Raw genomic sequence first — 25,672 nt, 5'->3', positions numbered from 1 at the left:
CGGAATCGGAATTGGGGATTGGGGATTGGGGATTGGGGATTGGGGATTGGGGAATCGGGAATCGGGAATCGGGAATCGAAGCCTAGGCATGCAAATTGCCGACGTACTCTCCAGAACGTCATTCCCGCGAACGCGGGAATGACGGACTGAAAGAACGTAACGGGCTGACGGCTGGGCCCGGCGGTAGGAAAGGCATGAGCGCCAGACGTGTCCCCGCAAAGGCCCACCGGCCACTCCCCGCCCCACCCGCATCACTCCAAATGCGGAAACGGATCGCCATCCTCCTCGAACAAGCGCCGCGCCACTTCGCGCTCGTCCTGTTCGATCTCGGCGATGAATTCGCGCACGTCGCCCAGTTGCGAGAACGCGGCGAAGCCGCGCTCCAGGAAGCCCTGCAGTTCCGACAGTCCCGCGGCCTTGGCCGGGCCGCGCGAGAGTTTCAGCAAGGTCATGATCCCCGGCATCCGCAGCGCCTTGCCCAGGCCCAGGCCGACCCGGGCGATCAGGTCGATCTGATGGTCGCGCAGCCGCGGCAGGCCGCAGGCGCGATAGGCCTGCGCGTACAACTGGCCATCGAGCTTGCGCCGGCGCGGCGCGATCTCGTGCAGGCACTGGCTGATGCGCAGGTCGAAGGCATGGGTCAGCAGGCCCAGCTCGATCGCGTCGGCGACGGTGTTCAGCAGCGCGCCCGGCAGCAGCCGCTGCATCATCGGCAGGACCTTGGCGATGTCGGCGTCGCGGCGGCTGAAATCGCGGTCGTTATAGACGTCGCTTAGGAAAAACTGCGCCGCCGGGCGCCGGCGCGGGTCGTGCAGGAAGCGATCGAAGCTGGCCTCCAGCCGCCGCGCCTGCCAACTGCGCAGTTCCGGCAGCCAGCGCAACTGGTTGCGCGGCTCGCGGCGCGGGTCGTGCAGGGCCTGGTGGCGGGCCAGCAGGCAGCCCAGTCGTTGGCTGAGGTCGGTCGTTCTGGACATCGTCCCGGATGATCGCGACGTCCGCGCCGTACCGCAAGCGCTGCCCTTCTGGCGTGCGACGCCAGCACCTGAAGACGCATCAAAGGTGCCTGATCGCACCGTATCCCCTCACCGTCCCGCGCCTGCGACCTTGGTCCTAGCCCGCTGGACGCTTGCCCCAGCTGGGCTACACTCGGCCGATTCCGTCCAGGACGTGCTGCCGATCACATGCTGTCACTTCATGCCGCCCAGCATCGGGCGAACCGCAAACGCACGGCCAACGGCTCCACCCACCCGGCAGCGTCCGAAACCGGCAAATACAAGGCCGGCGCGACCAAACCCCGCGCCGCCAAAGCTGGCACTTCGAAGGCGGCACCGCCCAACGCCAAGCCGCGCATCGGCCTGGCCATCGCCGGCGGCGGCCCGATCGGCGGCATGTACGAACTCGGCGCCTTGCGCGCTCTCGACGAAGCCATCGAAGGCCTCGACCTGACCCGGCTGGATTGCTACGTCGGCGTCAGCAGCGGCGCGTTTCTCGCCGCCGGCCTGGCCAATCGCATGGACACCGCCGAGATGTGCCGGATCTTCGTCACCGGCGACAGCGCCGACGTCGAGTTCCGTCCCGAGACCTTCATGCGTCCGGCCTTCCTCGAATACATCAAGCGCGCGGCGAGCTTTCCGCGCCTGGCGACCGAATGGTGGCGCGAGCTGCTGTTCTCGCCGCTGGAAGCGCGCTGGTCGGACCTGATCACCCGCTTCGGCGGGCTGATCCCCAACGGCCTGTTCGACAACGCCCAGGTCGAGCTGTTCCTGCGCGAAGTGTTCACCCGCCGCGGCCGCAGCAACGACTTCCGCGAACTCGACGCCGACTTGTACGTGGTCGCGGTCGACATCGACAGCGGCGACGCGGTGCGCTTCGGCGGCGACAACTGGAAGGACGTGCCGATCTCGCAGGCGGTCCAGGCCAGCGCCGCGCTGCCCGGGCTGTACCCGCCGGTGCGGATCCGCGGCCGCCATTTCGTCGACGGCGCGCTGCGCCGGACCATGCACGCCTCGGTGGTGCTCGAGCGCGGCATCGACCTGCTGATCGGGATCAATCCGCTGGTGCCGTTCAATCATCCGCAGGGCATGCCGGTCGGCGAGGACAACAGCCTCGCCGCGGGCGGCCTGCCGGCGGTGCTGTCGCAGACCTTCCGCACCCTGCTGCAATCGCGCATGCAGGTCGGGCTGGCGCGTTATGCCCAGCAGTACCCGGACGTCGACCAGTTGGTGTTCGAACCCAACGCCGAGGACCGCGAGCTGTTCTTCACCAACGCCTTCAGCTTCTCGGCGCGCAAGCGCATCTGCGAAATCGCCTACCGCAACACCCTGGCCGACCTGCGTCTGCGCGCGGACACGCTGGCGCCGATGCTGGCCGCGCACGGCCTGCGCCTGCGCGCGGACGTGCTGGCCGACACCGAGCGTTCGATCCTCGACGGGATCGAACCGCCGCAGCGCGATACCGAGACCACGGCGCGGCTGCGGAGGGCGTTGGACGATGTGGATCTGCTGGTAGCCGGCAATGCCGGCGCCCCGCGCAGGGCCTAGAGCAGGCACGAGTTCAGAAGAGTGAGAAACGAGTAGAGGGTCTTCCCCACTCACTTCTCACTTCTCTCCACTCGTTCCTCGCCCCGCCGCCCGCGCAGGCACTCGGAGCAGGAACGAGTTCACAGGAGTGAGAAACGAGTCGAGACGACCGCTTTACTCGTTTCTCACTCCTCTGAACTCATCGATCGCCCTGTGGTGTGAATACTCTAGACAGCAACGCCATGGTGGGGGCACAGCACTAACCCCAACTACAGGATGTCCATGGCCGCCAAGTTCAAGAAGACCGCGAAGAAGACTTCCGGCAAGACCAGCAACACCGCCGGCAAGGGCAGCGCGCAGGAACAGGCCGAGCGCCTGTCCAAGACGCTGAGCGAGTCCGCGCAGCAGATCTGGCTGGCCGGCGTCGGCGCGTTCGGTCGCGCCCAGGCCGAGGGCACCAAGCTGTTCGAAGGTCTGGTCAAGGAAGGTCTGAACCTAGAGCAGACCGCGCGCAAGTTCACCGGCGGCCAGGCCAGCGTGCTGCGCGATGCGGTCGAGTCCAAGGTCGGCCAAGCGCGCGAGCGCGCCACCGACACCTGGGACCGTCTGGAAAAGGTGTTCGAAGAACGCGTGCAGCGCGCGCTGGTCAAGCTCGGCGTGCCGGGCCGCGACGATCTGGCCGGCCTGAGCGACCGCGTCGATGCGCTGACCGCCGAGCTGCGTCGTCAGGGCGGCGCCCCGGCTGCGCGCAAGGCCACCAAGGCGGCGAAGGCGCCGGCCAAGAAGGCCGCCGCGCCGCGCAAGGCTGCAGCCAAGTCGGCGGCCAAGCCGGCCAAGACCGCGCGCAAGTCGATCGCGCGTCCGAAGCCGCCGGTCGCACCGTAAGCGATTCACAACGGGTATTGGTACACGCTAAGCAGCAGCGACGCTCAACCGTTGCAGCAACTCGGCAGTAGCCGTACCGCCCGCTCGCAGTTCCTCGCAGCCATCCATCGGCCGCGAACCGGTTTCACCGCGTCGCCGCGCATCGGCGACGCGCCGTTTAAGCCCGCCAGTCCGCGCTTCCGTATGCTCCCCTCCCCTTACGGTTTCGGACTGGCGGGCTTTCTTATTCCAACCGCCGCGCACGGACACGCGACCGCTTCGCAACGCCGTTGCAGGCTGACTTCCAGCGTTCCGACCGTGACTTCCCGGCGCTTGCGAACGCAGCTTCACAGACCCGCATCTGGGACGTTGAATCAACAACGGCTGATGACGGGCACATCGAATTCGCGAAATACGTCTCAATTTTCTTGAATTTCATGTGTCTGAAGCCGTATATCCTCAGCGTCTTTTATGGGCTTCGTGCTGCATGTCGAGTTTCTCCCTGTGGTCCGCCGCCGCCGTCGCACTGACGATCGGCTTGGCGTCCACCGCCTACCTTTGGTCGTATCGCCGTCATCGCACTGAGGTCAGCACCGGCATCGCCGGTCTGTCCAAGATGCGCTGGCGCGAATTCGCGCGCCTGATCGTCGAGGCCTTGCGCGAACGCGGTTTCGAGGCCGAATCGGTGGAGGAATCGCTCGCCCGCGGGACCCAGGCCGAGCTGCGCCTGCTGCGCGCCGGCAAGCCCTGGCTGCTGGCCTGCAAGCTCGGCGACGCGGATTACAAGGTCTCCGCCGCGACCGTGGCCGAACTGGCCGACGCGGTGCGCTTCAACGGCGCCGCCGGCGGCCTGCTGGTCACCACCGGCCGTTTCGACGGCCACTCCGAACGCGTCGCCGACGGCCTGGACCTGTACAGCGGCGAGACGCTGTGGGAGCTGGTCGAACCGCTGCTGCCGGCCTCGACCCGGCACGAAGTCATCGCCGCCGCGCAGAAGCGCAGCATCCAGACCATCGTCGCGGCCTGGGCGGGGGCGATCGCGCTGGGCCTGATCGTCGGATTCGTGGTGCCGCTGCTGAGCTCGCGCGCTCCCGCTGGACCGGCGCCGGCCGCGCCCCACACCGCGACGGCTCCGGCCACCACGACGGCGCCGGCAAACCCGGCCGCCGTGGCCCCCGCGCCTGCTGCAGCCGTGCCCGCTGCATCTGCGCCCGATACGGCCACACCGACTGCCGCACCTGCCACCAGCTCACCTGCATCGGGCGAACCCGCCACGCCGGCCCGCGTCGACGAAACCGTTCCTGCCACGACTCCGACAACGCCAAACACAGCGACGCCGGCGAACGCCGCATCGGGTAATCCTTCCGCCGATCGCGCCCAGGTCATCCGCGCCATCGCGACCTTGGACGGCGTCGAACGCGCGCTGTGGTCGACGCCGTCGAATCTGCTGATCTACCGCTTGACCGATGCCAGCAAGCAGGACGTCGACCGCATCTGCCAGGTGCTCGACGGCTATCCGGAATTGCGCTCCTCGCGCGTGCAACTGCAGCCGCCGCCGGGCAGCGCGACGCGGGTGCGGTTCTTCCAGTGCCGGGCGTACTAGGTTCGACCAACTGCGTGCATTGATGCGGCATTCGCCTGGCGATCCATAATCGCTGCAACCGTCTACCGCGATATTCGTCGGACGCTCGGAGCGCCCGTAACGCTTGATGTAGGAGCGGCGCGAGCCGCGACCGCGAAACCCGCTTGCGATGCAAACTTCGATGAGATGCGCGGCTTAAGCTGCGGCGATCGTGTGCGCGCCAAGACGGCACGCATGCACCGACTCATCCGCACGAACGCGGTTGCATTCGCAAACCAATTACTACGCTCCCTCGAAGTCTTCCCCCTTTGAAAAAGGGGGGCTTGGGGGGATTTGCTCTTGGCTGGAAGTCGAGCGAAAGCAAAGGCAAAAGCAAATCCCCCCTAGCCCCCCTTTTTCAAAGGGGGGAATGTCTTGGGGATTCGTATGAACCGGGTCGCTGCGCGGCTTTGGCAGTTCAAAGCCAAGTGGCTTCGGCCGCGTGAACTTCGCGGCCGAATCCTCAGGACATCCGGCAATCTCGGGTCATCCAACGTTCGGCTTCCAACAACGGAAGCCGAACGCAGCCTCACACCACCGCGCTCACCAGCCCGGCGAACTCACCAATGCACACCGCGCATCAACGCCGCGAACGCGATCTGCTCGTTGCTCGCGTGCTCGTCCTTGAGCCCCTTGCGATCGCCCTTGGCGGCGGCCGAGTCGGGGAACAGTTCGAACGCGGTGCTCATCACCACCTCGTAGGCCTTCGGCGCCAACGCGTTCACCACCGAGGCGAAGATGCCCAGGCGGGTGGCGATGCGGCTGGGCTTTTCGATGATGCCCTTGACCACCAGGTCGGCGGCTTCGTCCGGGCTCAGGGTCGGGATGCTGTCGTACATCTTGGTCGGCGCGATCATCGGGGTCTTCACCAACGGCATGTTGATCGTGGTGAAGCTGATGCCCTTGCCCGACAGCTCGCCCTGGGCGCAGCGGCTGAACGCGTCCAGCGCCGCCTTCGACGCCACGTACGCCGAGAACCGCGGCGAATTGGCCAGCACGCCGATCGAGCTGATGTTGATGATGTGGCCCTTGCGGCGCTCGGTCATCTTCGGCATGAAGCCCATGATCAGACGCAGGCTGCCGAAATAATTCAGCTGCATGGTGCGTTCGAAATCGTGGAAGCGGTCGTAGCTCAGCTCGATCGAACGGCGGATCGAGCGGCCGGCGTTGTTGACCAGGATGTCGACGTGGCCGTGTTCGGCCAGGATCTGCTTGACCAGACGGTCGCAGTCGGCCATGTCGGCCAGGTCGGCGGTGTAGGCGAAGACCTTGCCGCCCTGCGCCTTCATCGCGTCGCGCGCCTTGAACAACTCGTCCTCGCCACGCGCGACGATGATGGTGACCGCGCCGGCCGCGGCGACCTTCTCCGCGGTCGCCAGGCCGATGCCCGAGGAGCCGCCGGTGATCACCACGACCTTGTTGCGGACCTTGCCCTTGAGGGTGCGGTCGATGAACAGGTCCGGATCCAGATGGCGTTCCCAGTAATCCCACAAACGCCAGGCGTAGCTGTCCAGGTTCGGCACCTTGATCCCGCTGCCGCGCAGCGCGCGTTCGGTTTCGCGGTTGTCGAAGCGCGTGGGATAGGTGATGAACTTCATGACCTCCTTGGGGATCTTGAAGTCGCGCAACAGCATGCCGATGAAACGCTTGACCGGCGGCAGGTTGGTCACCGCGCCGCGGATGCCGGCCGGCACGAAGGCGAACATGCGCGCATCGATGCGCATGGTCATCTCCGGCGTGTGGCCGGCGCGGGCGAAGGTGTTGAGCACCTCGCCGACGCGCTGCGGTTCCGGATCGGTCAGATGGAAGCAGTGGCCGTCGAGCTTGGGCTTGTGCGCGATGTGATCCATCGCGTCGACCACGTAGTCGACCGGGATGATGTTGATGCGGCCGCCTTCCAGGCCGAGCATCGGCATCCACGGCGGCAGCATCTCGCGCAGCTTCTTGAGGAAGGTGAAGAAGTAGTACGGGCCGTCGATCTTGTCCATCTCGCCGGTCTGCGAGTGGCCGACCACCATGCCCGGACGGTAGATCCGCCACTTGATCCGCTTCTCGTTGCGGACCAGGCCCTCGGAGTCGTGCTTGGTGCGCAGGTAGGGATCGTCCAGGCCCTCGGCCTCGTCGAACATGTCCTCGCGGAACACACCCGAGTACAGGCCGGCGGCGGCGATCGAGCTGGTGTGATGGAAGCACCCGGCGTTGAGCGCGGCGGCCAGGTCCAGCGCGTGCTGGGTGCCGTCGATATTGACCTCGCGCTGCGCGGCGGCGCTGGCGGTGAGGTCGTAGATCGCGGCGAGATGGAAGAAATGCTTGATTTTTCCGCTCAGCGCGCGGAGCTGCGCGGCGGTCAGCCCGCACTTGGGCTGGGTCATGTCGCCCGCGACCGGAATCACGCGCTTGAGATCCCAGCCCATCTTCTTGGCCGTGGCGTCGAACTTCTTTTGCGAATCCTTGCGCACCAGCACGTGGATCGTGCCCTTGCGTTTCAGGAGATTACTGACAAGGAAGCGACCGATGAAACCTGTCGCGCCGGTGACGAAATAGCTCATACCCCTCTCCTGGATGGCCGATCGGCCGCCACGTGCGGCGGCGAGCCTCTACGGTGCCAGAGCCCACGCCGAGTAACAATTCCTTTCCGTATTGACCGGTCGTCAGGGCGCATGCTGTGATGCCGCCTCAGCCCGGCGCCAGGAGAAGCCCGTGTCCGATATTCAATCCGCATTCGAACAAGCCGCGAAAGACGTCCAGGCCCTGCCCGAGCGTCCGGACAACGACACCCTGCTGCGCCTGTATGCGCTGTACAAGCAGGGCGCCGACGGCGACGTCAGCGGCCCCAAGCCGGGGTTCTTCGATTTCGTCGGCACCGCCAAGTACGAGGCCTGGGAAAAGCTCAAGGGCACCGGCCAGGACGAGGCGAAGAAGAAGTACGTCGACATGGTCAAGAAGCTGCGCGGCTAAGCCGCGCCAGCTCCGGACCCGGCCCGCTCAATGGCGAAACAGACCCGCCAGCGCATCCTCGATGCCGCGTTGACCATGTTCAACGCGCAAGGCGAGCCCAATGTAACCACCAACCATATCGCCGACGAGCTGGAGATCAGCCCGGGCAATCTGTACTACCACTTCCGCAACAAGGACGACATCATCGAGCAGCTGTTCGCGCGCTACGAAGAGCGCATGGACATCGCGCTCGCCGCGCCGCAGGGCCGCCTGCCGGGGCTCGAGGACATCTGGCTGCAGCTGCACCTGGTGTTCGAGTGCATCTGGGACTACCGCTTCCTGTACCGCGATCTGGTCGAGATCCTCAGCCGCAACCGCCGCCTGCGCCTGCGCTTCGCGCGCATCCTCAAGCGCGCCGATGAACAGGCGCACATGGTCATGCGCGGGTTGTCGCAGGCCGGGGTCATGCGCGCGTCGGGCGACGAACTGGCCGCGACCGCGACCAACGTCCTGGTGATCGCGACCTTCTGGCTCAACTACGCCGCCGCGCGCGGCGACAAGGACGAGCACGCCGCGATCCGCGACGGCATCGTCCAGGTGATGATGCTGCTGGCGCCGTTCCTGCGCGACGCCGAACGGATGCATCTCAATACGCTGATCCGGGCTTATCTGGATTGAAGCCCGAGGCATGGCGCGCGCGTGACGCGCGCGCCGGCTGTGCGCGCAACGCCCACTTCGGTCCCATCGAAAGCCATCGCCCTACCCCGCGGGCTTCGCGCGGTTGCGCGACCTGGATCACGAACGGCCATCACCGCCCCGACCCGCGGCCGTTTCGACAGCCCCCGCTCGCGCTAGCCTGGACGCACCCGCCGCGCCGCGGCGGGCCATCCGCCACAAGGAAGCGACCCATGCGCGCCATCGCCGACAAACTGCCGTTGTTCGCCGTTCTCGCCGCCTGCCTGTCCTACGCCTCGATCGCCGACGCGGCCGGCTGCGACGTCAACCAATGCCAGCGGGCCTACGACTATTGCGTCAGCACGCTGGGCAACGTGCCGGTCTGCGAGGTACGCCGGCAGCGTTGCGAGGACATCTGCGGCTTCAGCAAGTAGTCCATGGCCCGCTGCGATGGGCGGCGCGATGATCGCCGCGGCGATCGTGGCGGGCGAACCGTGGTAACCGGCCGCGACATGGTGTCGATATCGCCGGCAACGTCATCCCGACATCCAACGAAAAGGAGTTCCGCATGAAAATCGCCCGTACCCGTGCCGCCATGCTCATCGCGCTCGCCCTGCTGGCCTGTTCCAGCGTCGTGTACGCGCAATGTCGCCCCAATAATTGCATCAACCTGCGCGACGAGTGCCGCGCCAGCGGCGGCAGCCATTGCGAGCTCGCGTACTACGAGTGCCTGTACGGCTACGGCTGCGAGATCCCGTGACGGGTCGGGTCGCTCAGGGTCGAGATCGCCATCGGCGCGAATGACCGGCGGCGATCCTCATCGCCATAGGCAGGTAAACGACAAGGGGCGCCATCGGCGCCCCTTGTTTCGATCTGCAACTCGGCCGCGAGGACCGAACCAATCAGGCCTTGCGCGCGCGACGCGCGGCCGGCTTGCGCACCGTGCGGCGCGACTGCGGCTTGGCCTTCGCCGCCGGCTTGCGCGACTTGCGCTGGCCGCGGCCCTTGCCGTCCTTCTTCAGACCCAGCTTGTCGAGCACCGGCGCCAGGCGCGCTTCGACGTCGGCGCTGAACTTCACCACCTTGGGCTCGACCTGATCGCGCACGGTCTCGATCCCGCCGCGCACATTGCTGCGCGCATCCACGGCCAGATCGCGCACGCGCTGCTGCAGCGACTGCACGCTGCCGGCGGCGCGACCGGCCGAGGCGATCGCCTCGCGACGCGCGATCACGGCCAGGCCCAGACCGGCCAGCCAAAAATGACGCAGCGTGGTTTCGCTCGCCGCCGCCTGCTTCTTGCGTTTCACAGCTGCCATCGTTTGCTCCGCTGACCGCCCGGGACTGGGCGGTTTCACCAGGCCACTGTGGCCGCGCCCCATCGAGCAATCACACTAAGCGCTTCAGCCAGCGAACAGCTTCGCGCTGCCCCTTGCCATCGCGCGGCCACGGCGGGATGCTGCCTTCCCGACCTGTCGACAAGGACCGCAGATGGCCGCCAAAACCGCTTGGGCCGCCTTTCCCCACGATGCCAAGGGCTACGCCTACGCCGGCGACGCCCTCAAGAAAGCCTGGCCCAAGCTGCACGCGGGCGACGCCGAGCCCTACCCCGACGCCAAGCGCGCCGCCGCCTTGATCAAGGCCGCCGGCAAGTCCGCGCCCAAGGGCCTGGACGCCGACGCGCTCGCCGCCGCGCTGCAGGACGCCTGGCGCGCGTTCCACCGCGGCGATTTCAAGGCCGCGTTCGACGCCGGCCAGGCGCTCGGCCCGGCCGGCGCATCGGTCGCGGTCAAGGCGCTGGGCATTCACGCGACCTATCTGGTCGACGACGAAGCCGAACAACTCAAGCGCTACGAACAAGCCGCCAAACTCGCCGAAGCCGCGGTCGCGGCGCTGCCGGACGAAGCCAACAGCCACTACCGTCATGCGTTCGCATTGGGCCGCTACAGCCAGGGCATCAGCATCGCCAAGGCGCTCAAGGCCGGCATCGCCGGCAAGGTGCGCGCCGCGCTCGACACCACCCTGGACCTCGAACCCAAGCACGCCGAAGCGCATACCGCGATGGCGCTGTACCACGCCGAGATCATCAACAAGATCGGCGGCATGATCGGCGGACTGACCTACGGCGCGAAAGCCGCGGAAGCCGAAAAGCACATCAAGAACGCGGTCAAGCTGACCCCCGATTCGCCGATCGCCCACATCGAACACGGCAACGTGCTGATGCTGTTGCACGGCGACAAGCAGGAAGCGGCCGCGGCGGCGGCGTACGAAAAAGCCGCCAAGCTCAAGCCGCTCGATGCGATGGAAGCGCTCGATGCGGCGTACGCGAAGGAACAACTGGAATAATCGCGTTGCATTGAACGCATGCGCGAATAAGTACGCGTTCGTATACGACGTGCTCACTCAAAACCGGCGGACCGCGCGCGACGCGGTTCGCCGGCGATGCGACTGAATCAGCTCCACGCCCTCGCCCGAACCGCGCCGACGACAGCGCTGTCATCGCCGTCGTGATGCGCATCACGCGCATGCGCGTGTTTCTCGGGTTTTCCCCAGATGCACTCGACTACTGCTTACGGGCACCGTCATTACACCGACTGTGCCCACACAGGAGTCGCTCATCATGGCGATCGAAGCCACCTCCCGCGCCGCCCTGCCGATCTTGGCGGAACTGCAGCGCAAGGAAGAAACGCCACCGGTTGTCAAATCGAACGGCCCGACCAGCGGCCCCGGCCATGAGCCCTACCAGGGCCCGCCGAATCCGCTGACCCAGGGCAAGGAAATCCGCGAACGCGTGACCGAAGGTGGTTACGAGATGGTCGCGCGCGATGCGCAGATCACTTACGACGATATCCGCGCGGTCGACATTCCCGGCGAGGTCCAACCCGGCTACATCCGCTTCACCACTCACGACGGCGCCAAGCACGTGGTCGCGCAGATCGGCAATCCGTCGATCTTCGCCGCGGCCGAGCAGAAATACCTCGATATCGGCGCGCCCACCGTCGATCTCGCCCGCGACAAGGCCGGCCTGCCGCCGAAGGGCGAGACCGACGCGTTCTCGCTCAAGACCGACATCGAAAGCGGCGACGAAAAACTCACCATCGGCCAGGCCGCGTACAAGGAACTGGTCGATCAGTACAAAGACGCCGACCTGGAACCCGACAGCAATCAAGCCAAACTGGTGCGCCTGCTGGAAGCGCGCGACGCGGTCAGCAACGGCAAGTTCATCAAACCGACCTACGAAGCGCCCAAGCCCTGGACCGGCACCAAGACCGAGGTCGAAAGCCTGACCCAGCTCGAACCGGCCGACATGAAGGACATCTTCGACAGCGCCGCGATCAATCGCGAGATCGAATACCTGATGCGGCAGGAACCGATCGCGACCGACTTCGCCGCCAAGCTCGACGAAGCGGTCAAGGCCGTGCCCGAGGCCGATCGCAAGGCCATGGTCGACAAGCTCGCCGGCGTGGTCGAGAGCGCCGATTACGTCGACCAGATTTCGAAACTGCCGGCCTGGGACGCGCCGCGCGCGCGCGCCGACGTCGAGGACGCGATCGGCCAGTTGTCGCTGCTCGATCCCGACCGCGCCCGCAGCGCCGGCCAGACCTTCACCGCGAACGCGCTGGCCCGCGATTTCGACAGTGCCTTCGCCGATCCGACCAAGGTCAGCGACGAAGCCAAGGGCGGCGGCGTGGCCGACGTGCTGGAAACCGTCAAGGGCACGCTGGATACCGTCACCGGCCTGCCCGGCGACATCGGCGAGCAGATCGACGCGTTGCTCGGCAAGGACGGCGCCGATGCGCGCGTGGACGTCGCCAACGTCGCCGCCGAATTGCGCGCGAATGGCTACAAATCCGAAGACATCGACAAGGCGTTTTCCAAGATCGATTTCAGCAGCGGCGACAAGGATTCGATCCGCAAGCTGTTCGATCAACTCGACTCGCAAGGGTTGCTGCCGGCCGTGTCCGGCGCGTTCGGCCTGGCCGGCGCGGTGCATTCGCTGAGCACCGGCGAGTTCGGCACCGCCGAGGAAAATCTCGCCGTGGCCGGCGGCCTGATCGGCTTCGTCGGCTCGCTGCCCGACGCGGCGAAGGTGTTGCCGAACCTGGTCGGCATCGACGCTTCGGCGCTGAATCTGCTCGGCGTCGACGGCAAGACCCAAAGCGCACTGGGCGTGGGTTCGGCCGAACCGAACAGCATCGTCAGCAAAGTCGGCGAGCGCGTCGCCGCCACCGACGTGCCCGCGCCGACCGGCGTGAGCGATGCCGATACGATCACCGACGGCTTCCGCGGCCTGATCTCCGGCGGCGACACGGGCGCCGACGCCTCGCGCCTGAGCCGTTCGGCCACCGCGGCGGTCGATGTGGTGTCGAAATTCACCGGCGTGGCCGGCGGCGTGCTCGACGTGGTCACCGGCGGCATGGCGGTGAAGGAAGCCTTCGGCGAGGACGGCAGCCCCGGCGACCGCGCCGAGGCGGTGCTGAGCCTGATCTCGGGCTCCAGCGAACTCGCCTCGGCCGGCGCCAACGCGCTCAGCGCCTTCGCCAGCGCCGCCCAGGGCGGCCAGGCCAGCACCGCCTCGCGGGTGTTGTCGACGCTGTCGCGCGGCCTGTCGGCGGTCGGCGTGGCCGCGGGCGTGGTCGGCCTGCTGATCGGCACCTGGGTGCAGGGCGCGAAGGACAAGAGCTTCATCAAGGACCAGTACGAGTGGTTCAAGACCCTGGCCGAGGACGGCGTCGCGCGCCCGGACTGGAACCTCAAGTACGACTACGCGGTGACCACGCTGGCCGAGTTCCGCCACGCGGGCAGCGAGAGCGACGCGATCGCCTCGCTGCGCGACGACGACTGGGGCGGGCGGCAGGCGCCGGGCGACCGCAGCATCTTCGATTTCCATCGCGAGGAGTTCGCCGACTTCCGCGAGAAGTGGGAAAAAGACCGCGGCGCCGAAAGCTACGCCCCGTTCCTCGACAAGAGCAAGCGCGAAGCCGACTTCAAACGCGAAAAGGACCAGATGGACGAGGTCAAGGCCTATCGCGACGCGCACCCTACCCATTTCGCCGGGCACAACGATTGGGTGCTGGATCTGTAAGGCGAGGTCCGGGGCGATTCCCGATTCCCGATTCCCGATTCCCGATTCCCGATTCCCGATTCCCGATTCCCAACCGAGGCTTGCCTGTTCCGCAAAGGCCCATTAGAATCTGCGGCCCGATTCAACATCGGGCGGTTAGCTCAGCGGTAGAGCATCGCCTTCACACGGCGAGGGTCGCAGGTTCGAACCCTGCACCGCCCACCAGTTTCACGGAAAGGCCGGCGAAAGCCGGCTTTTTTCGTTTCAGGCGGTGGCGTTCGAGACGGCCGCGCGGCCGTCGGCACGCAGGCCGCGGGCGGATTGCCGGCGGTTGCGCCGTCAGGATTGGATCGCTGCAAGCCCGGACCGACCGAATACGCCAGCCCCGCAAAGTCGATGGGAACCGGTCCGCGAACGCCTCATCAGCCGCCCTGCACCGCCGAAACCGCACAGGAGATCGCTCGATGAACGACGCCCACCTCGCCCCGACCCGGCTGTACCACAACCCGCGCTGCTCCAAATCGCGCGACGCGCTGGAACTGCTGCACGAACGCGGCGTACAGCCGGCGATCGTCGCCTACCTGGACACACCGCCCGACGCCGCGCAATTGCGCGACCTGCTCGCACTGCTGGGCCTGCCCGCGCGTGAGCTGCTGCGCAGTGGCGAGGACGAGTACCGCGATTTGGGCCTCGACGACGCCTCGCTCGACGACGAGGCGCTGATCGCCGCGATGGCCGAACATCCACGCCTGATCGAACGGCCGATCTTCGTACACGGCGGCCGCGCGGTGATTGGCCGGCCGCCGGAACGGGTGCTCGAACTGCTCTGAAGGCGGCAAATGGCGTTCGCTCGCGACAACGGCGACAACGACAGATCGCGATCCCGCCCGAAGTCGTTTGTGGGGGGAGCTTCAGCCCCGACGCTTTTCGATCCGGTCGCCTGAATTATCGGACGACGAAGCGACTTGCTTGGAAGAGCTGCCGCGATCTGAGCGGAGAGCGTCGGGGCTGAAGCCCCTCCCACAAAAGGCCTCGGGGCCCTCACGAAAGCTTGCGGGAAGTCGAACCTCAACCCAGGCCATAACCCACGCTTCACGCCAGGCCGCGATCGCTGGCGATCAGAACGACTTGCTCGCCCGCATCGCCAGCAACCGATCCGGCGCGGAGAACGAATCGCTGCGCGCGCTGGCCCAGAACGACTTGAACACCGCGTGGTCGGGCACCTTGCCGAGCAGGTCGCCCGGCGCGAGGAAGTTGTACAGCGCGCCGAGCGAGCGCACTTCGGTCGGCGACACCCGGCGCAGGATGTGCTCGGGGCCGATTTCGCCCGGATGGCTCAGGCCGGCGGCGCACAGCAGATCGCGCAGGGCCTTGAGCGTGTTGTCGTGGAAATGGAACACGCGGGTCGACTTGTCCGGCACGTCGAGCTTGCGCCAGCGGCTCGGGTCCTGGGTCGCGATGCCGGTCGGGCAACGGTCGGTGTGGCAGCTCTGCGCCTGGATGCAGCCGAGCGCGAACATGTAACCGCGTCCGGCGTTGCACCAGTCCGCGCCCATCGCCAGGGTGCGGGCGATGTCGAACGCGCTGGTCACCCGGCCGGCCGCGCCGATGCGAATCTTGTCGCGCAGCTCCAGCCCTACCAGGGTGTTGTGGACCAGCATCAGCGCCTCGTGCATCGGCACGCCGACGTGATCGATAAACTCCGCCGGCGCCGCGCCGGTGCCGCCTTCGGCGCCGTCGACGACGATGAAGTCCGGCAGCACCCCGGTTTCCTGCATCGCCTTGGCGATGCCGAACCATTCCCAGGGATGGCCGATCGCGAGCTTGAACCCGGTCGGCTTGCCGCCGGACAACTCGCGCAACTTGGCGACGAACTGCAGCAGCCCCTGCGGCGAATTGAACGCGGTATGCGCGGCCGGCGACACGCAGTCCTGGCCCATCGGCACGCCGCGGGTGACCGAGATCTCGGCGCTGACCTTGGCCGCCGGCAACACCCCGCCGTGGCCGGGCTTGGCGCCTTGCGACAGCTTGATCTCGATCATCTTGACCTGGGCATCGCGCGCGTTGGCGATGAAGCGCTCTTCGCTGAAGCTGCCTTTTTCGTCGCGGCAACCGAAGTAGCCCGAGCCGATTTCCCAGACCAGATCGCCGCCGTTTTCGCGGTGATAAGGCGAAATCGAGCCTTCGCCGGTGTCGTGATAGAAATTGCCGAGCTTGGCGCCTTTGTTCAAGGCGCGGATCGCGTTGGCCGAAAGCGAACCGAAGCTCATCGCCGAGATGTTGAACACGCTGGCCGAATACGGCTGCGCGCTGTTCTCGCCGATCACCACGCGGAAATCGTGCGAGATGTGCGCGGTCGGCGCCAGCGAATGGTTGATCCATTCGTAGTCCAGGCTGTAGACATCGGCCTGGCTGCCGAACGGACGCACGTCGTTGACCGACTTGGAGCGCTGATACACCAGCGCGCGCTGCTGGCGCGAGAACGGCACCTCGGCGGTATCGGCCTCGATGAAGTACTGACGCATCTCCGGGCCGATCGATTCCAGGCCGTAGCGGAAATGCGCGAGCACCGGGTAATTGCGGCGCAGGGTGCTGCGGGTCTGCAGCAAGTCGACCGTGCCCAGCGCGGCGATGGCGCCGAATACGGCCACGCCCCACCACCAATCGATGTGATGGATGACCACCAGCACGATGGAAATCAGGGTCAGGATCAGACTGGCGAGGTAAGCGGCATAGCGCATGGCGATCGGAATGGGTTCACGAGCTGAGGCCGAGCATACCCTTGCGGGGGTGGATTGGCTGTACAGGGGTGGCTGGCTTGTAACAACAAGTGCCCGCGTCCTTTCCTACCGTCATTCCCGCGAACGCGGGCTCTGCTTTACTTCGGCGAAGCCTAATATCCAGTGCGTTTCGTGCGATAACGCGTGAAGTCACTGGATTCCCGCGTTCGCGGGAATGACGACCTGGAGAGAACTCGCTGAAGTCTCTGGATATTCGGCTTCGCCGAAGTAAAGCGGAGCCCGCCTTCGCGGGAATGACGAGCTTGAAGATGACGCTGAAGTCACTGGGCTCCCGCATCCGCGGGAATGAGGTTCTGGAAAACGCCACTAAAGCCGCGCATCCACCTCATCACGCGGATACAGACTCTTGATGTCGTACAACAACGCCCCCGGCTTGCCGTAAGCGCGCGCGCCGGCCGCACCGAGGGCGCGGAACTGTTCGTGCGCCACCGCCAGCACGATCGCGTCGTAGGCGCCGGCCTGCGGGTGTTCGACCATGCTCACGCCGTATTCGCGCCGCGCTTCCTCGTGGTGGGCCCAGGGGTCGTGGATGTCGACCTGCGCGCGGTACTCGCCGAATTCGCGCGCCAGATCGACCACGCGGGTGTTGCGCAGGTCGGCGCAGTTTTCCTTGAAGGTGATGCCCAGAATCAGGATCCGCGCGCCGGCCACCGCGGTGCCGCGCTGGATCATGCGCTTGACCACTTCGCCGGCGACGTGACTGCCCATCGAATCGTTGATGCGCCGACACGCGAGCAGAATGTCGGGGTAATAGCCGGCGCTCTGCGCTTTCTGTATCAGGTAATACGGATCCACGCCGATGCAGTGCCCACCGACCAGGCCCGGCCGGAACGGCAGAAAGTTCCACTTGCTGCCGGCCGCTTCCAGCACTTCGGTGGTGTCGATGCCGAGCCGCTGGAAGATCAGCGCGAATTCGTTGATTAAGGCGATATTGGCGTCGCGCTGGGTGTTCTCGATGACCTTGGCCGCCTCGGCCACGCGCAGGCTGGAGGCTTTGTGGGTGCCGGCCGGAATGATGCTGCGGTACAAGGCGTCGACACGGTCGGCGGTCGCGGGATTCGAGCCGGAAGTCACCTTCGGGATATCGACCAGACGACGCTTGCGATCGCCCGGGTTGATCCGCTCGGGGCTGTAGCCGACGAAGAAATCCTCGTTGCAACGCAGACCCGAGACGCGCTCGAGTTCGGGAATGCAGATTTCCTCGGTCGCGCCGGGGTACACGGTCGATTCGTAGATCACCGTGTCGCCGGGTTCGAGCAACACCGCCAGCGCGCGGCTGGCCTCGATCAGCGGGGTGAAATCGGGCCGTTTGTGTTCGTCGATCGGGGTCGGCACGGTGATCACGTACACGTCGCGATCGGTCAGGTCTTCGATGCTCGCGCTGAAACGCAGCCGGGTCGCGGCGGCGATCTCCTCGGGATCGTTCTCGCGATGATGATCCTCGCCGACGCTGAGCTGGGCCACGCGCACGGCATTGATGTCGTAACCGACCGTGTCGTACTGCTTGCCGAACTCCAGCGCCAGCGGCAGGCCGACATAGCCCAGGCCGATCACGCCGATGCGCGCTTGCGCGATGCCCGCTTGCGAGGTGGTGCCGCCGTGCTGTGTCATGCCCTGCCCTGATGTCGGGATCGGGCGCCGGGGCGGCCGGACCCCCGGTGCGGGGATTCTAGGCAGCCGCGTCGCGCACTGGCAAATACCGGCGGCGTGGTTCGACCAGACTCACGCCTGTACGTGCGAACGCAGTCTCAAGTCGGCCGGGTGTCCGTCGTCGCAGTCCGCGGCGACGCATCGGCATGCGCCTGGGCAATCAATCGGAACGGCGCGGTCACCGTGAGCAAATGCCGCCGCGCGTCGCCGCCGCTGGTCTGCAGCGCGACGATGCGATCGTCTTGGTACTCGATCAGGATCGCGCTGCCGTCGGTGCGCGCTTCCCATATCGACAGGCCGCCGGCCGGATTGAGGTAATGCCATTCGGGCTCGGACAGGCTGTCCCAGATCGCATCCGACAACGCCTGATGCGCGTCGAAATCGGCCCAGGGCCGCGGCGGCGTCCACTCGGTCCACCGAGTCGGCGGTCGAGCGGCTTCGCTCATCAATCCTCCGCCACCGCGACCTGGTTGCGCCCGAGCTGCTTGGCCCGATACAGCGCCGCGTCGGCGTGACGCATCCACATCGCCGCGCTGATGGTCTTCGGCCCCATTCTCGCCACGCCGATACTGACCGTGCAACGCAAGGCCGGCGCCTCCTCGAAACGCGCGTCCTCGACCGCGCGGCGCACACGTTCGGCGATCGCCAGCGCGCCGTCGAGATCCAGGTCCATCAGGATCAGCACGAATTCGTCGCCGCCGAGGCGGCTGGCGGTGTCGGTCATCCGGGTCGCGGTGCGCAAGGTGCCGGCGACCCGGCGCAACACCGCATCGCCGACCAGATGGCCGTGGAAATCGTTGATCTCCTTGAACCGGTCCACGTCGATCACGATCAGCGCCGCGTGCTTGGACGAACGCGCGCAATAGGTCATGGTCGCGGTCGCCGAATCGTCCCAGTGCAGGCGATTCTGCAAACCCGTCAACGGGTCGGTGCGGCTGATAAGGGCGAGCTGTTTGTTCTGGCGCACGACTTTGCGCGCAAGACCGTAGGCGGCGCTGCTGATCGCCATCGGATAGACGAACATGAAAGGCAGGCTGGCCAGGATCACCGGCATCGAGCTGTGCGGCTGGAAGCCGAAACCCAGCACCGCCCAGGTCAGCAGGCAGGTCACGACCTGGGCGATCGCGGTGCGGGTGAAGAAACGCCAGCCGCCGACGCCGATCTTGTCGGCCGACAGCATCACCGCGAGCAGCGCGCTGGGCACCGCGTTGAATTGCATGACCGCGATCCAGACCCCGCCGACAGCCGAGTCGATCAGCAGGTTGCGGTACTCGGCGTATTCGGGATCGCGGCTGCGCCGGGCCAGCAGGAACGCGAGCGGCGGCCACAGGAAGCCGTTGAAGGCCAGCGCCGCCCACAGCCACGGCGAGGCGCCCTGCTCGTGCAGCACGCCGGCCACGGCGAAGAATCCGACCCCCAGCCCCAGAGTGCGCATCTGGTAAATGCGGCGCACGAAGCGCAGATGCTCGCCGGACGAGTCCGGTCCCAGCGGGCCGTCGGCGATTCCCGTCACGCTCACTCCCCACGGGCTGGATCAACAATGAAGGTGCCGCAAAGACCGGCGGCAAGCACAGCATACCCGCCTCCGCCCGGCCGGATGGGGTCGGCCGGGCCGCTCGCATACGACCTGCATCGCAGTTTTCGGACCGCCGCTTCAACCGCCCGAGTCGGCACGCGCCGGCCCGGTGCGCGTAGCGGGACGTGAACATTCCCTACACAAATTACTAACGCCAAAATTTGGCACCATTTGGGCACAGGGGGTTCCCGAGTGGAGCCTGTGTGATGACGACCCGCCTGCAAGGCCGCCCCGCCCCGACCACGCCCGGATTGAGCTACTGGGCCAGTCATTTCCGCGATGCCGAGTTCTACCGCGACGGACTGCGCTTCAGCGATTACGCGCCGGCGTTCTACGTCGGCATCTCCGCGCAACTGGAACACCCCGACCGCGATTTCGACGACCCGCGCCTGGACCTGCGCGACCGCTACCAGCGCATCCGCCTGGGCTCGGCGCTGGACTGGGAACACGCCGAACACGCGGCCCGCTCGGCCTGGCTGCGCGCGCGCGAAAACGCCGAAGCCGCGCATGTGCGGATCCAGCGGCACATGGCTGAATTGGCCGCGCAGCCCTGAGCGCGAGCCGCGACAACCGACGCCCGTGGCGCGATCCGTTATCGGACGCGGGTTGCGTTCGTTACGACAGTGGATCGACACAGCGCCAGGCATCGCGCCTGACCTGCCGACTCAAGCGCTGAACTCGACCAGGGTGTGATCCTCGCCGGCCAGCGCCGTATCGATGATCGCCGAAATCCGCACCCAGTCGCCGCCGGCGAGGCCCGCGCCGATCAGGGGATAGCCGATTCGCTGTCCATGGAATTCTTGCGCGATCGCTGCCATCGCCCGCTCGATCGCGTCGTAGTCGGCGCGCACGCCGGCGCCGCGCCAGTGAAACTGGGTGTATGCGTTGACGACGACGAACTCGTGCCCGTTCTCGCTCACCCGGGCCTGGCTGTAGCTGCCGAGTTTCTCGCGCGACGCTTTTTCAGTCCGCAGATCGGCCTGATACGCCGCGGGGAACCGACGCTTGATGCTCAAGGCAATGCCCTTGCCCATCTGGCACTGGCAATTGCAGCCATGCACGATCACGTCGAAATGGCCGTCGGCCGCCAATTGCAGCAAGTCGCCCTTGACGATCTTCATGTGCGTCCTTGTCGTTGAATGCGATGCGCGCCGCCGGCATGCCGGCGCACGCCGCTCAGAGTTTGAACCGCCCGCCGTCGACCCGCAGGATCTCGCCGGTGATGTAGCTCGCGTCGCGCAGGTACAACACCGCCTGCACCACATCGTCGACCGAGCCCATGCGACCGAGCACGGTGCGCGCGGCGATCGCTTCCTCCTGCTCGGCGCGCTCGGCGGGATCGCGCACCGACGGCAACACCGTGCCGGGCGCGACCGCGTTGACGCAGGCCGGCGCCAGTTCGGCGGCGAGCGCGCGGACCATGCCGGCACCGGCGGCGCGACTGACCTGATAGGCCGCATGCCCGGAGAAGGAACGGTCGAGATAGGTATCGAGCAGCATCACCACCGAGCGCAGCGGCGAACGCGCATGCAGGCTCACCACCAGTTCCCAGGGCGCGAGCAGATTGACCCGCAGATGACGCTCCAGGCGCTCGCGCTCATCAAAGACCTCGGCCGCGCCGAGCGCGCCCCAGGCATAGCCGCGCTCGAACAGCGAGGCGTTGAGCACCACGTCGGTGACCGGCGCCGACGGCAAGTCCGGCAAGGGCTGGGTCATGTCCCAGCACCAGTCGATCACCGGCGCTGAGTACGGCGCGCATTCGCTCGTCGCGTCGCGCCGATGCGCCACCACGGTTTCGCCGCGCGCCAGGCAGGCTTCGGCGATCGCGCGGCCGATGCGGCGCGAGGCGCCGGTCACCAGGGTCGTGCGTTGGGTCATCGCTGCATCTCCGTTTGCATGGACCGCCGCGTCGCCGACGCGGCCAGATAGCGTTCGACGAACGCCGCGCTCGCCAACGCATAGAACCCGTTCGCGTTTTGTTCCGCCACGAACCCGCGTTGCGCGGCGACGCGATCGAGTTCGCGCTGCAAGGCCGGCAGCGGTAACTGATGCAGGCCGTGGAACAGGTAGGCGCGGCCGGGATCGTAACGCGGCTGCCATTGCACGCCGTCGGCGATGCGGCCGAGCAGATCGATATCCAGCGGCACCGGCATCGCCCGGCGCGGATCGCGCTGCCGGCCGAATGCGGCTTCGATGCGCTTGAACTCGCGTTCCAGCGCTTCGACCGTCAGCCCCGCCTCGACTTCCAGCGCCAGCATCAGATTGACCGTCGCGCCGCCGCGATGCATACGATGGCGATCGCCGAACAACTCCGAACAAGCGCGCAGCGCGCGCGCCTGTGGCAACGCGAGCAAATGTGTCGCCGACTGCAGCAGATTCTCCACCCGCGCGCCGTCGCTGGCGCCCAGGCAGATCAGCGCGATCCAGTTCATGCGCCGCCCGCCGCGTGGACCGTGCGGCCGGGTGCGACTTGGATACCGTCGTGCATGCTGGTGTCGGTCCTGATCGTCAACGCTACGCCTGTGATGAATCGCCTGCCGTGCCGTCGCGGCCACGGACGCCCCGGGGATGGCCGCATTCTAGCCGGCAAACCGGCGCTCGCCCGCGACGCGGCCGGCGTCAGTGCCGCTGCGACAATGGCCGTCGCGCCGCCTGCCGCTGCGCCAACTCGTAGGCTTCGGCCAGCAGCGGCTGCAGGCGTTCGAAGGTGAGCCGGCTCGGATTGAGCACGCTGACCCAATGCATGCGCGCATACATCGGGTGCGGCATCAGCCGGTCCAGCGCGGTGTAGTCCCAGGCCTCGTCCTGCGCGGTCTCGAACACGGCCGCGAAGCCGGGCTTGCTCAGGCCGATGTTCAGGCGGAACACGCCGTCGCGGTCGAGCCGCGACAGGTGATCGAATTCGTTGTCGCGGGTGACCACGGTGGCGAACGAGAAATGACGTTGCGCGCCGAAGAAAAAGAACCAGTCGCCGTTGCCCTCGCTCTGCGCCGCTTGAACCGCTTCGACCGAATCGAAGGCCGCGACGATCCCGTCGATCACCTGCTGCTGGGTCATCGCTTCGGCGCCGGGATCGATCGGGTGCATGGCATGTCCTGCGGCTGCAAACGGGGCCGATACCTTAGCGCAAGGCCGCGGCGCGGGCGCCTAGTCCACCGGATAGGGAATGCCTTCGAACGCGGTGGCGTGATAGCCCTTGATCCCGACCTCGTGCGCGAGCGGGCTGCGGAAATCCAGCCCCGCGCGCAGGCAGTCGAGCACGTAGCCGAAACCGTAGCGCGGCTCCCAGTGCAGGTCGCGGCGGGCCGCGTCGTTGACGTAGACCCGGTCCAGTTGCGGAAACAAGGTCCAGCCCTTGGCCGCGTACAGCTCGCGGCAGTGCGGGAACAGGCGCTCGACCACGCCGGCGGCATCGTCGTGCAGCGCCTGCAGATCGGCCTGCGCGAACGGCGTGGTCGCCGAGACGATGTAGCGGCCGAAGCCGAGCACGGGCGCGCGCTCGATCGCGCACAGATGCGCCTGGACCACGTCGTCGATGTCGGCGCGACGGTACAGCAGTTCGTTGGCCTGGACATTGGCCGGCGCGTACACGTTGCGCACCGCTGCATCGTCGTCGTCCTCGGGGAAGAAACGCGAGGTCCGCAGCACCAGCACCGGCAGTCGGTGCTTGCGATGGAACAGTTCGCACAGGCCTTCGGCGGCGATCTTGGTGGTGCCGTAGATGTTCTTCGGGATGGGCGCGACCTGTTCGGTGATCCAGGTCGCCGGGCCGTCCGGCGGCGGCTTCAGCGCGCCGCCGAAGGTGCTGGTGGTGCTGGTGAACACGAACGCTTCGACCCCGGCCTTCAGCGCCGCGTCGAGCAGGTTCAAGGTGCCCGAGATGTTGGTGTCGACGAAATCCTGATAGCTGTGGGTCGCCACATGCGGCTTGTGCAGGGTCGCCGAGTGGATCACGCAGCGCACGCCTTGCATCGCCTCGTCGACGAAGCCGCGATCGGCGATCGAACCGACCCGGTCGGTGAATGCGGACGGCTTGATGTCGACGCCGCGCGCCGCGCGCGACTGCGCGCGCAGGCGGCGCATCAGCCCTTCGCCAAGGTGGCCGGCGCTGCCGGTAACGAGGACGGTCATTCGAGCGGCTCCGCAAAGAATGTCGCGCCGAGGTCGGTGGACGTCGGCGGATGCGTGTGTGGATGGCGCGCAGATTAGCAAGCGCGCGGGTGTGGCGTCATCCTCGCGCCGCAATGCTCGTTGTCGCATTGGTTGCGTGATGCCGCGGCATATGCGGTCGCGGCGCACGTGCAGCTCATGCCGGATCGTGTCGTCGACGTCGTGCCTTGATCGAATATAGCCGCGTCCGATCCATCGATCTGTTTTTTTGTGCAACTCGAACCAGCGACACATCGATCCGATGCGAGCACGTCCACATGCGATGGCGGCAATGGGCCATGCGTCGGTACACGAAGCTCGACTGCGCCACTCACTCGCCCGCACAGCGGTCGCTGGCGGCGACCGAACCTGCAAATCGCCTACCCCAGCCCGTTGACCGCCCCCCTACCGTCTCGTATAAAAGACGAAATGAACACATTACCGGACGAAACCAGCCTCCGCCTGGCCCGCCGCATCCACCACGAGCGCGAATCGCGCGGCTGGTCGCTGGCCCAGCTGGCCGACCGCTCGCAGGTGTCCAAGGCCGCGATCAGCAAGATCGAGCGCGGTGAAACCAGCCCGACCGCGGCGCTGCTGGTGCGCCTGGCGGCGGCCTTCGACCTGACCCTCGCCGGCCTGCTGATGCGCGCCGAAGCCGCAGACGACCGCCGCGTCTCGCGCGCCGCCGAGCAACCGCTATGGCGCGATCCCGACAGCGGCTATCTACGCCGCCAAGTGTTTCTGCGCGCCGATCACCCGGTCGAGATCGTCGAGGTCGAGATGCCGCCCGGGCAGCGCGTCGCCTTGCCCGCCGCGTCGTACGCGCGCATCCGCCAGGCGATCCGCGTGCTGGCGGGCGAACTGGTGGTGGACGAAGGCGGCGAACGCCATGTCCTGACCGCGGGCGATTGCCTCGGTTTCGGGCCGCCGAGCGATGTGGTCCTGGCCAACCCGGGCGATAGCGCCTGTACCTACCTCGTCGTACTGGCGCGGAGCTGAGTCATGACGTCCTTCGCTCCGCCTTCGATCGCCATCGTCGCGTTGTCCTCGTCGCCGCGGCACAGCGCCGATCTCGCCGGTCTGCTGATCGACGTCGTCGCCGACGGCGGCTCGGTCGGCTTCATGCATCCGCTCGCCTATGACAGCGCGCAACGGTTCTGGCACGACGCGCTGGCCGCGGCCGAGCGCGGCGCGCGCATCGTGCTGGCCGCGTACGAGGGCGAAACCCTGGTCGCCACCCTGAGCCTGTTGCTGGACTGCCCGCCCAATCAGCCGCACCGCGCCGAACTGGCCAAGATGATGACCCGCCCAAGCCATCGCGGCCGCGGCATCGCCGCCGCGTTGGTCGCCGAGGCCGAGCGTCGGGCCGCGCAGCATCGACGCAGCCTGCTCGTGCTCGACACCGCATCGGAACAAGGCGCGGCCGGCTTCTACGAAAAACTCGGTTACACCCGCGCCGGGGAAATCCCCGACTACGCCTTCAAGCCGCACGGCGGGCTCACCGGCACGGTGCTGTTGTGGAAGCGGATCGCGGTCCCCTGATGCAAGGTACCGCGTACCGGTCTGGCACCCGCCGTCGTCCAGACGATTGCGCAAGCGCAACGCGCGAGATCCACTCCACTCGCTGACACTGCGAACGCCGCGCTTCGACCAAATCCGTCGTTGCTCTACACGCCGCGACAACGCGCTTGTTACGAAGTGCACACAAAGCACAACGGCGCATCGCGCGATCGCGGCGATCGGCGCCGATCAGACGTCGCCGTCACGCCGCGCACCGCAACGTCGGCCCTGCCGCAACGACGCGGCGCATCGCGGAGA

The 25,672-nt window shown here is 66.9% G+C and carries 25 protein-coding genes, 1 tRNA gene and 1 pseudogene; 14 read left to right on the top strand and 13 right to left on the bottom strand.

Features of this window, described 5'->3' with window-relative positions:
* Positions 1-251 precede the first annotated feature (251 nt).
* Positions 252-974, bottom strand: a complete 723-nt coding sequence (locus AC3A4T_RS14660) for a DUF8198 family protein (protein WP_487676051.1) — start codon at positions 972-974, stop codon at positions 252-254.
* A 207-nt stretch (positions 975-1,181) separates the two neighbouring features.
* Between AC3A4T_RS14660 and AC3A4T_RS14655 the strand changes: the two genes are divergently transcribed.
* From AC3A4T_RS14655 to AC3A4T_RS14645, 3 genes are all read left to right on the top strand, one after another.
* Positions 1,182-2,540: a patatin-like phospholipase family protein gene (locus AC3A4T_RS14655; protein ID WP_487676050.1), complete on the top strand. Its 1,359-nt coding sequence runs from the start codon at positions 1,182-1,184 to the stop codon at positions 2,538-2,540.
* A gap of 261 nt (positions 2,541-2,801) precedes the next feature.
* Entirely contained in the window at positions 2,802-3,404 is a 603-nt protein-coding gene (locus AC3A4T_RS14650; protein WP_487676049.1) for a phasin family protein, read from the top strand.
* 466 nt (positions 3,405-3,870) lie between these two features.
* On the top strand, positions 3,871-4,986 hold the full coding sequence (locus AC3A4T_RS14645) for a restriction endonuclease (RefSeq protein ID WP_487676048.1): 1,116 nt from the start codon (positions 3,871-3,873) through the stop codon (positions 4,984-4,986).
* Between the two features lie 578 nt (positions 4,987-5,564).
* On the opposite strand, the gene AC3A4T_RS14640 is transcribed toward AC3A4T_RS14645, so the two are convergent.
* Positions 5,565-7,553, bottom strand: coding sequence for an SDR family oxidoreductase (locus tag AC3A4T_RS14640; protein WP_487676047.1), 1,989 nt, complete (start codon positions 7,551-7,553; stop codon positions 5,565-5,567).
* A gap of 151 nt (positions 7,554-7,704) precedes the next feature.
* Between AC3A4T_RS14640 and AC3A4T_RS14635 the strand changes: the two genes are divergently transcribed.
* The 4 genes from AC3A4T_RS14635 to AC3A4T_RS14620 all read left to right on the top strand — a co-directional run bounded on the left by AC3A4T_RS14635 (position 7,705) and on the right by AC3A4T_RS14620 (position 9,376).
* A complete protein-coding gene (locus AC3A4T_RS14635) occupies positions 7,705-7,962 on the top strand; it encodes an acyl-CoA-binding protein (RefSeq protein WP_036109721.1) in 258 nt (85 codons plus the stop codon).
* Positions 7,963-7,992: 30 nt separating this feature from the next.
* Positions 7,993-8,619 (top strand): TetR/AcrR family transcriptional regulator, encoded by a 627-nt coding sequence (locus AC3A4T_RS14630; RefSeq protein WP_036109716.1) that lies wholly within the window; start codon positions 7,993-7,995, stop codon positions 8,617-8,619.
* Positions 8,620-8,849: 230 nt separating this feature from the next.
* Positions 8,850-9,050, top strand: a complete 201-nt coding sequence (locus AC3A4T_RS14625; RefSeq protein ID WP_487676046.1) for a hypothetical protein — start codon at positions 8,850-8,852, stop codon at positions 9,048-9,050.
* A 134-nt stretch (positions 9,051-9,184) separates the two neighbouring features.
* The gene (locus AC3A4T_RS14620; protein ID WP_487676045.1) at positions 9,185-9,376 is read left to right on the top strand and encodes a hypothetical protein; all 192 of its coding nucleotides are present in this window, start codon (positions 9,185-9,187) and stop codon (positions 9,374-9,376) included.
* A 142-nt stretch (positions 9,377-9,518) separates the two neighbouring features.
* Here AC3A4T_RS14620 and AC3A4T_RS14615 read toward each other — a convergent pair whose 3' ends face one another.
* On the bottom strand, positions 9,519-9,932 hold the full coding sequence (locus AC3A4T_RS14615; RefSeq protein WP_487676044.1) for a hypothetical protein: 414 nt from the start codon (positions 9,930-9,932) through the stop codon (positions 9,519-9,521).
* A 172-nt stretch (positions 9,933-10,104) separates the two neighbouring features.
* On the opposite strand from AC3A4T_RS14615, the gene AC3A4T_RS14610 reads away from it, so the two are divergent.
* The 4 genes from AC3A4T_RS14610 (at position 10,105) to arsC (ending at position 14,508) form a co-directional block, all read left to right on the top strand.
* The gene (locus AC3A4T_RS14610) at positions 10,105-10,959 is read left to right on the top strand and encodes a hypothetical protein (protein ID WP_487676043.1); all 855 of its coding nucleotides are present in this window, start codon (positions 10,105-10,107) and stop codon (positions 10,957-10,959) included.
* Positions 10,960-11,233: 274 nt separating this feature from the next.
* A complete protein-coding gene (locus AC3A4T_RS14605) occupies positions 11,234-13,699 on the top strand; it encodes a hypothetical protein (protein ID WP_487676042.1) in 2,466 nt (821 codons plus the stop codon).
* Positions 13,700-13,828: 129 nt separating this feature from the next.
* Positions 13,829-13,903, top strand: a tRNA-Val gene (locus AC3A4T_RS14600).
* Between the two features lie 239 nt (positions 13,904-14,142).
* A complete protein-coding gene (arsC, locus tag AC3A4T_RS14595; RefSeq protein ID WP_487676041.1) occupies positions 14,143-14,508 on the top strand; it encodes an arsenate reductase (glutaredoxin) in 366 nt (121 codons plus the stop codon).
* A 77-nt stretch (positions 14,509-14,585) separates the two neighbouring features.
* Here arsC and AC3A4T_RS14590 read toward each other — a convergent pair.
* The 5 genes and pseudogenes from AC3A4T_RS14590 to AC3A4T_RS14570 all read right to left on the bottom strand — a co-directional run.
* A pseudogene (locus AC3A4T_RS14590) lies at positions 14,586-14,702 on the bottom strand (DUF6053 domain-containing protein); the annotation flags it as partial.
* Between the two features lie 94 nt (positions 14,703-14,796).
* Complete coding sequence (locus tag AC3A4T_RS14585) at positions 14,797-16,419, bottom strand: FMN-binding glutamate synthase family protein (RefSeq protein WP_487676040.1); 1,623 nt, start codon at positions 16,417-16,419, stop codon at positions 14,797-14,799.
* 366 nt (positions 16,420-16,785) lie between these two features.
* The gene (locus AC3A4T_RS14580) at positions 16,786-18,090 is read right to left on the bottom strand and encodes a nucleotide sugar dehydrogenase (protein ID WP_487676039.1); all 1,305 of its coding nucleotides are present in this window, start codon (positions 18,088-18,090) and stop codon (positions 16,786-16,788) included.
* A gap of 137 nt (positions 18,091-18,227) precedes the next feature.
* Positions 18,228-18,575: a hypothetical protein gene (locus AC3A4T_RS14575; RefSeq protein WP_487676038.1), complete on the bottom strand. Its 348-nt coding sequence runs from the start codon at positions 18,573-18,575 to the stop codon at positions 18,228-18,230.
* Positions 18,575-19,642 (bottom strand): diguanylate cyclase, encoded by a 1,068-nt coding sequence (locus tag AC3A4T_RS14570; protein WP_487676037.1) that lies wholly within the window; start codon positions 19,640-19,642, stop codon positions 18,575-18,577. Before AC3A4T_RS14570 ends, AC3A4T_RS14575 begins: the two co-directional genes overlap by 1 nt.
* Before the next feature lie 269 nt (positions 19,643-19,911).
* Between AC3A4T_RS14570 and AC3A4T_RS14565 the strand changes: the two genes are divergently transcribed.
* Positions 19,912-20,259, top strand: coding sequence for a hypothetical protein (locus AC3A4T_RS14565; protein ID WP_487676036.1), 348 nt, complete (start codon positions 19,912-19,914; stop codon positions 20,257-20,259).
* 111 nt (positions 20,260-20,370) lie between these two features.
* Here the strand turns inward: AC3A4T_RS14565 and AC3A4T_RS14560 are convergent, their stop codons facing one another.
* From AC3A4T_RS14560 to AC3A4T_RS14540, 5 genes are all read right to left on the bottom strand, one after another.
* A complete protein-coding gene (locus AC3A4T_RS14560; RefSeq protein WP_487676035.1) occupies positions 20,371-20,826 on the bottom strand; it encodes a macro domain-containing protein in 456 nt (151 codons plus the stop codon).
* Between the two features lie 55 nt (positions 20,827-20,881).
* Positions 20,882-21,583, bottom strand: coding sequence for an SDR family oxidoreductase (locus tag AC3A4T_RS14555; protein WP_487676034.1), 702 nt, complete (start codon positions 21,581-21,583; stop codon positions 20,882-20,884).
* On the bottom strand, positions 21,580-22,137 hold the full coding sequence (locus tag AC3A4T_RS14550) for a 2-amino-4-hydroxy-6-hydroxymethyldihydropteridine diphosphokinase (protein ID WP_487676033.1): 558 nt from the start codon (positions 22,135-22,137) through the stop codon (positions 21,580-21,582). Before AC3A4T_RS14550 ends, AC3A4T_RS14555 begins: the two co-directional genes overlap by 4 nt.
* A gap of 187 nt (positions 22,138-22,324) precedes the next feature.
* Positions 22,325-22,792: a DUF6194 family protein gene (locus AC3A4T_RS14545; RefSeq protein ID WP_487676032.1), complete on the bottom strand. Its 468-nt coding sequence runs from the start codon at positions 22,790-22,792 to the stop codon at positions 22,325-22,327.
* 60 nt (positions 22,793-22,852) lie between these two features.
* Positions 22,853-23,836: an NAD-dependent epimerase/dehydratase family protein gene (locus tag AC3A4T_RS14540; RefSeq protein ID WP_487676031.1), complete on the bottom strand. Its 984-nt coding sequence runs from the start codon at positions 23,834-23,836 to the stop codon at positions 22,853-22,855.
* A gap of 447 nt (positions 23,837-24,283) precedes the next feature.
* Between AC3A4T_RS14540 and AC3A4T_RS14535 the strand changes: the two genes are divergently transcribed.
* Together AC3A4T_RS14535 and AC3A4T_RS14530 are read left to right on the top strand one after the other, a co-directional pair.
* Positions 24,284-24,853 (top strand): helix-turn-helix domain-containing protein, encoded by a 570-nt coding sequence (locus AC3A4T_RS14535; RefSeq protein ID WP_487676030.1) that lies wholly within the window; start codon positions 24,284-24,286, stop codon positions 24,851-24,853.
* Positions 24,854-24,856: 3 nt separating this feature from the next.
* Positions 24,857-25,396 carry a GNAT family N-acetyltransferase gene (locus tag AC3A4T_RS14530; protein ID WP_487676029.1) on the top strand — a complete coding sequence of 180 codons (540 nt, stop codon included), beginning with the start codon at positions 24,857-24,859 and terminating at the stop codon, positions 25,394-25,396.
* Positions 25,397-25,672 lie beyond the last annotated feature (276 nt).

Source organism: Lysobacter sp. Soil_N_51, assembly GCF_057655755.1.
The sequence above is the reverse complement of the archived record's forward strand: the minus strand, read 5'-3'. Positions and strand labels throughout refer to the sequence as shown.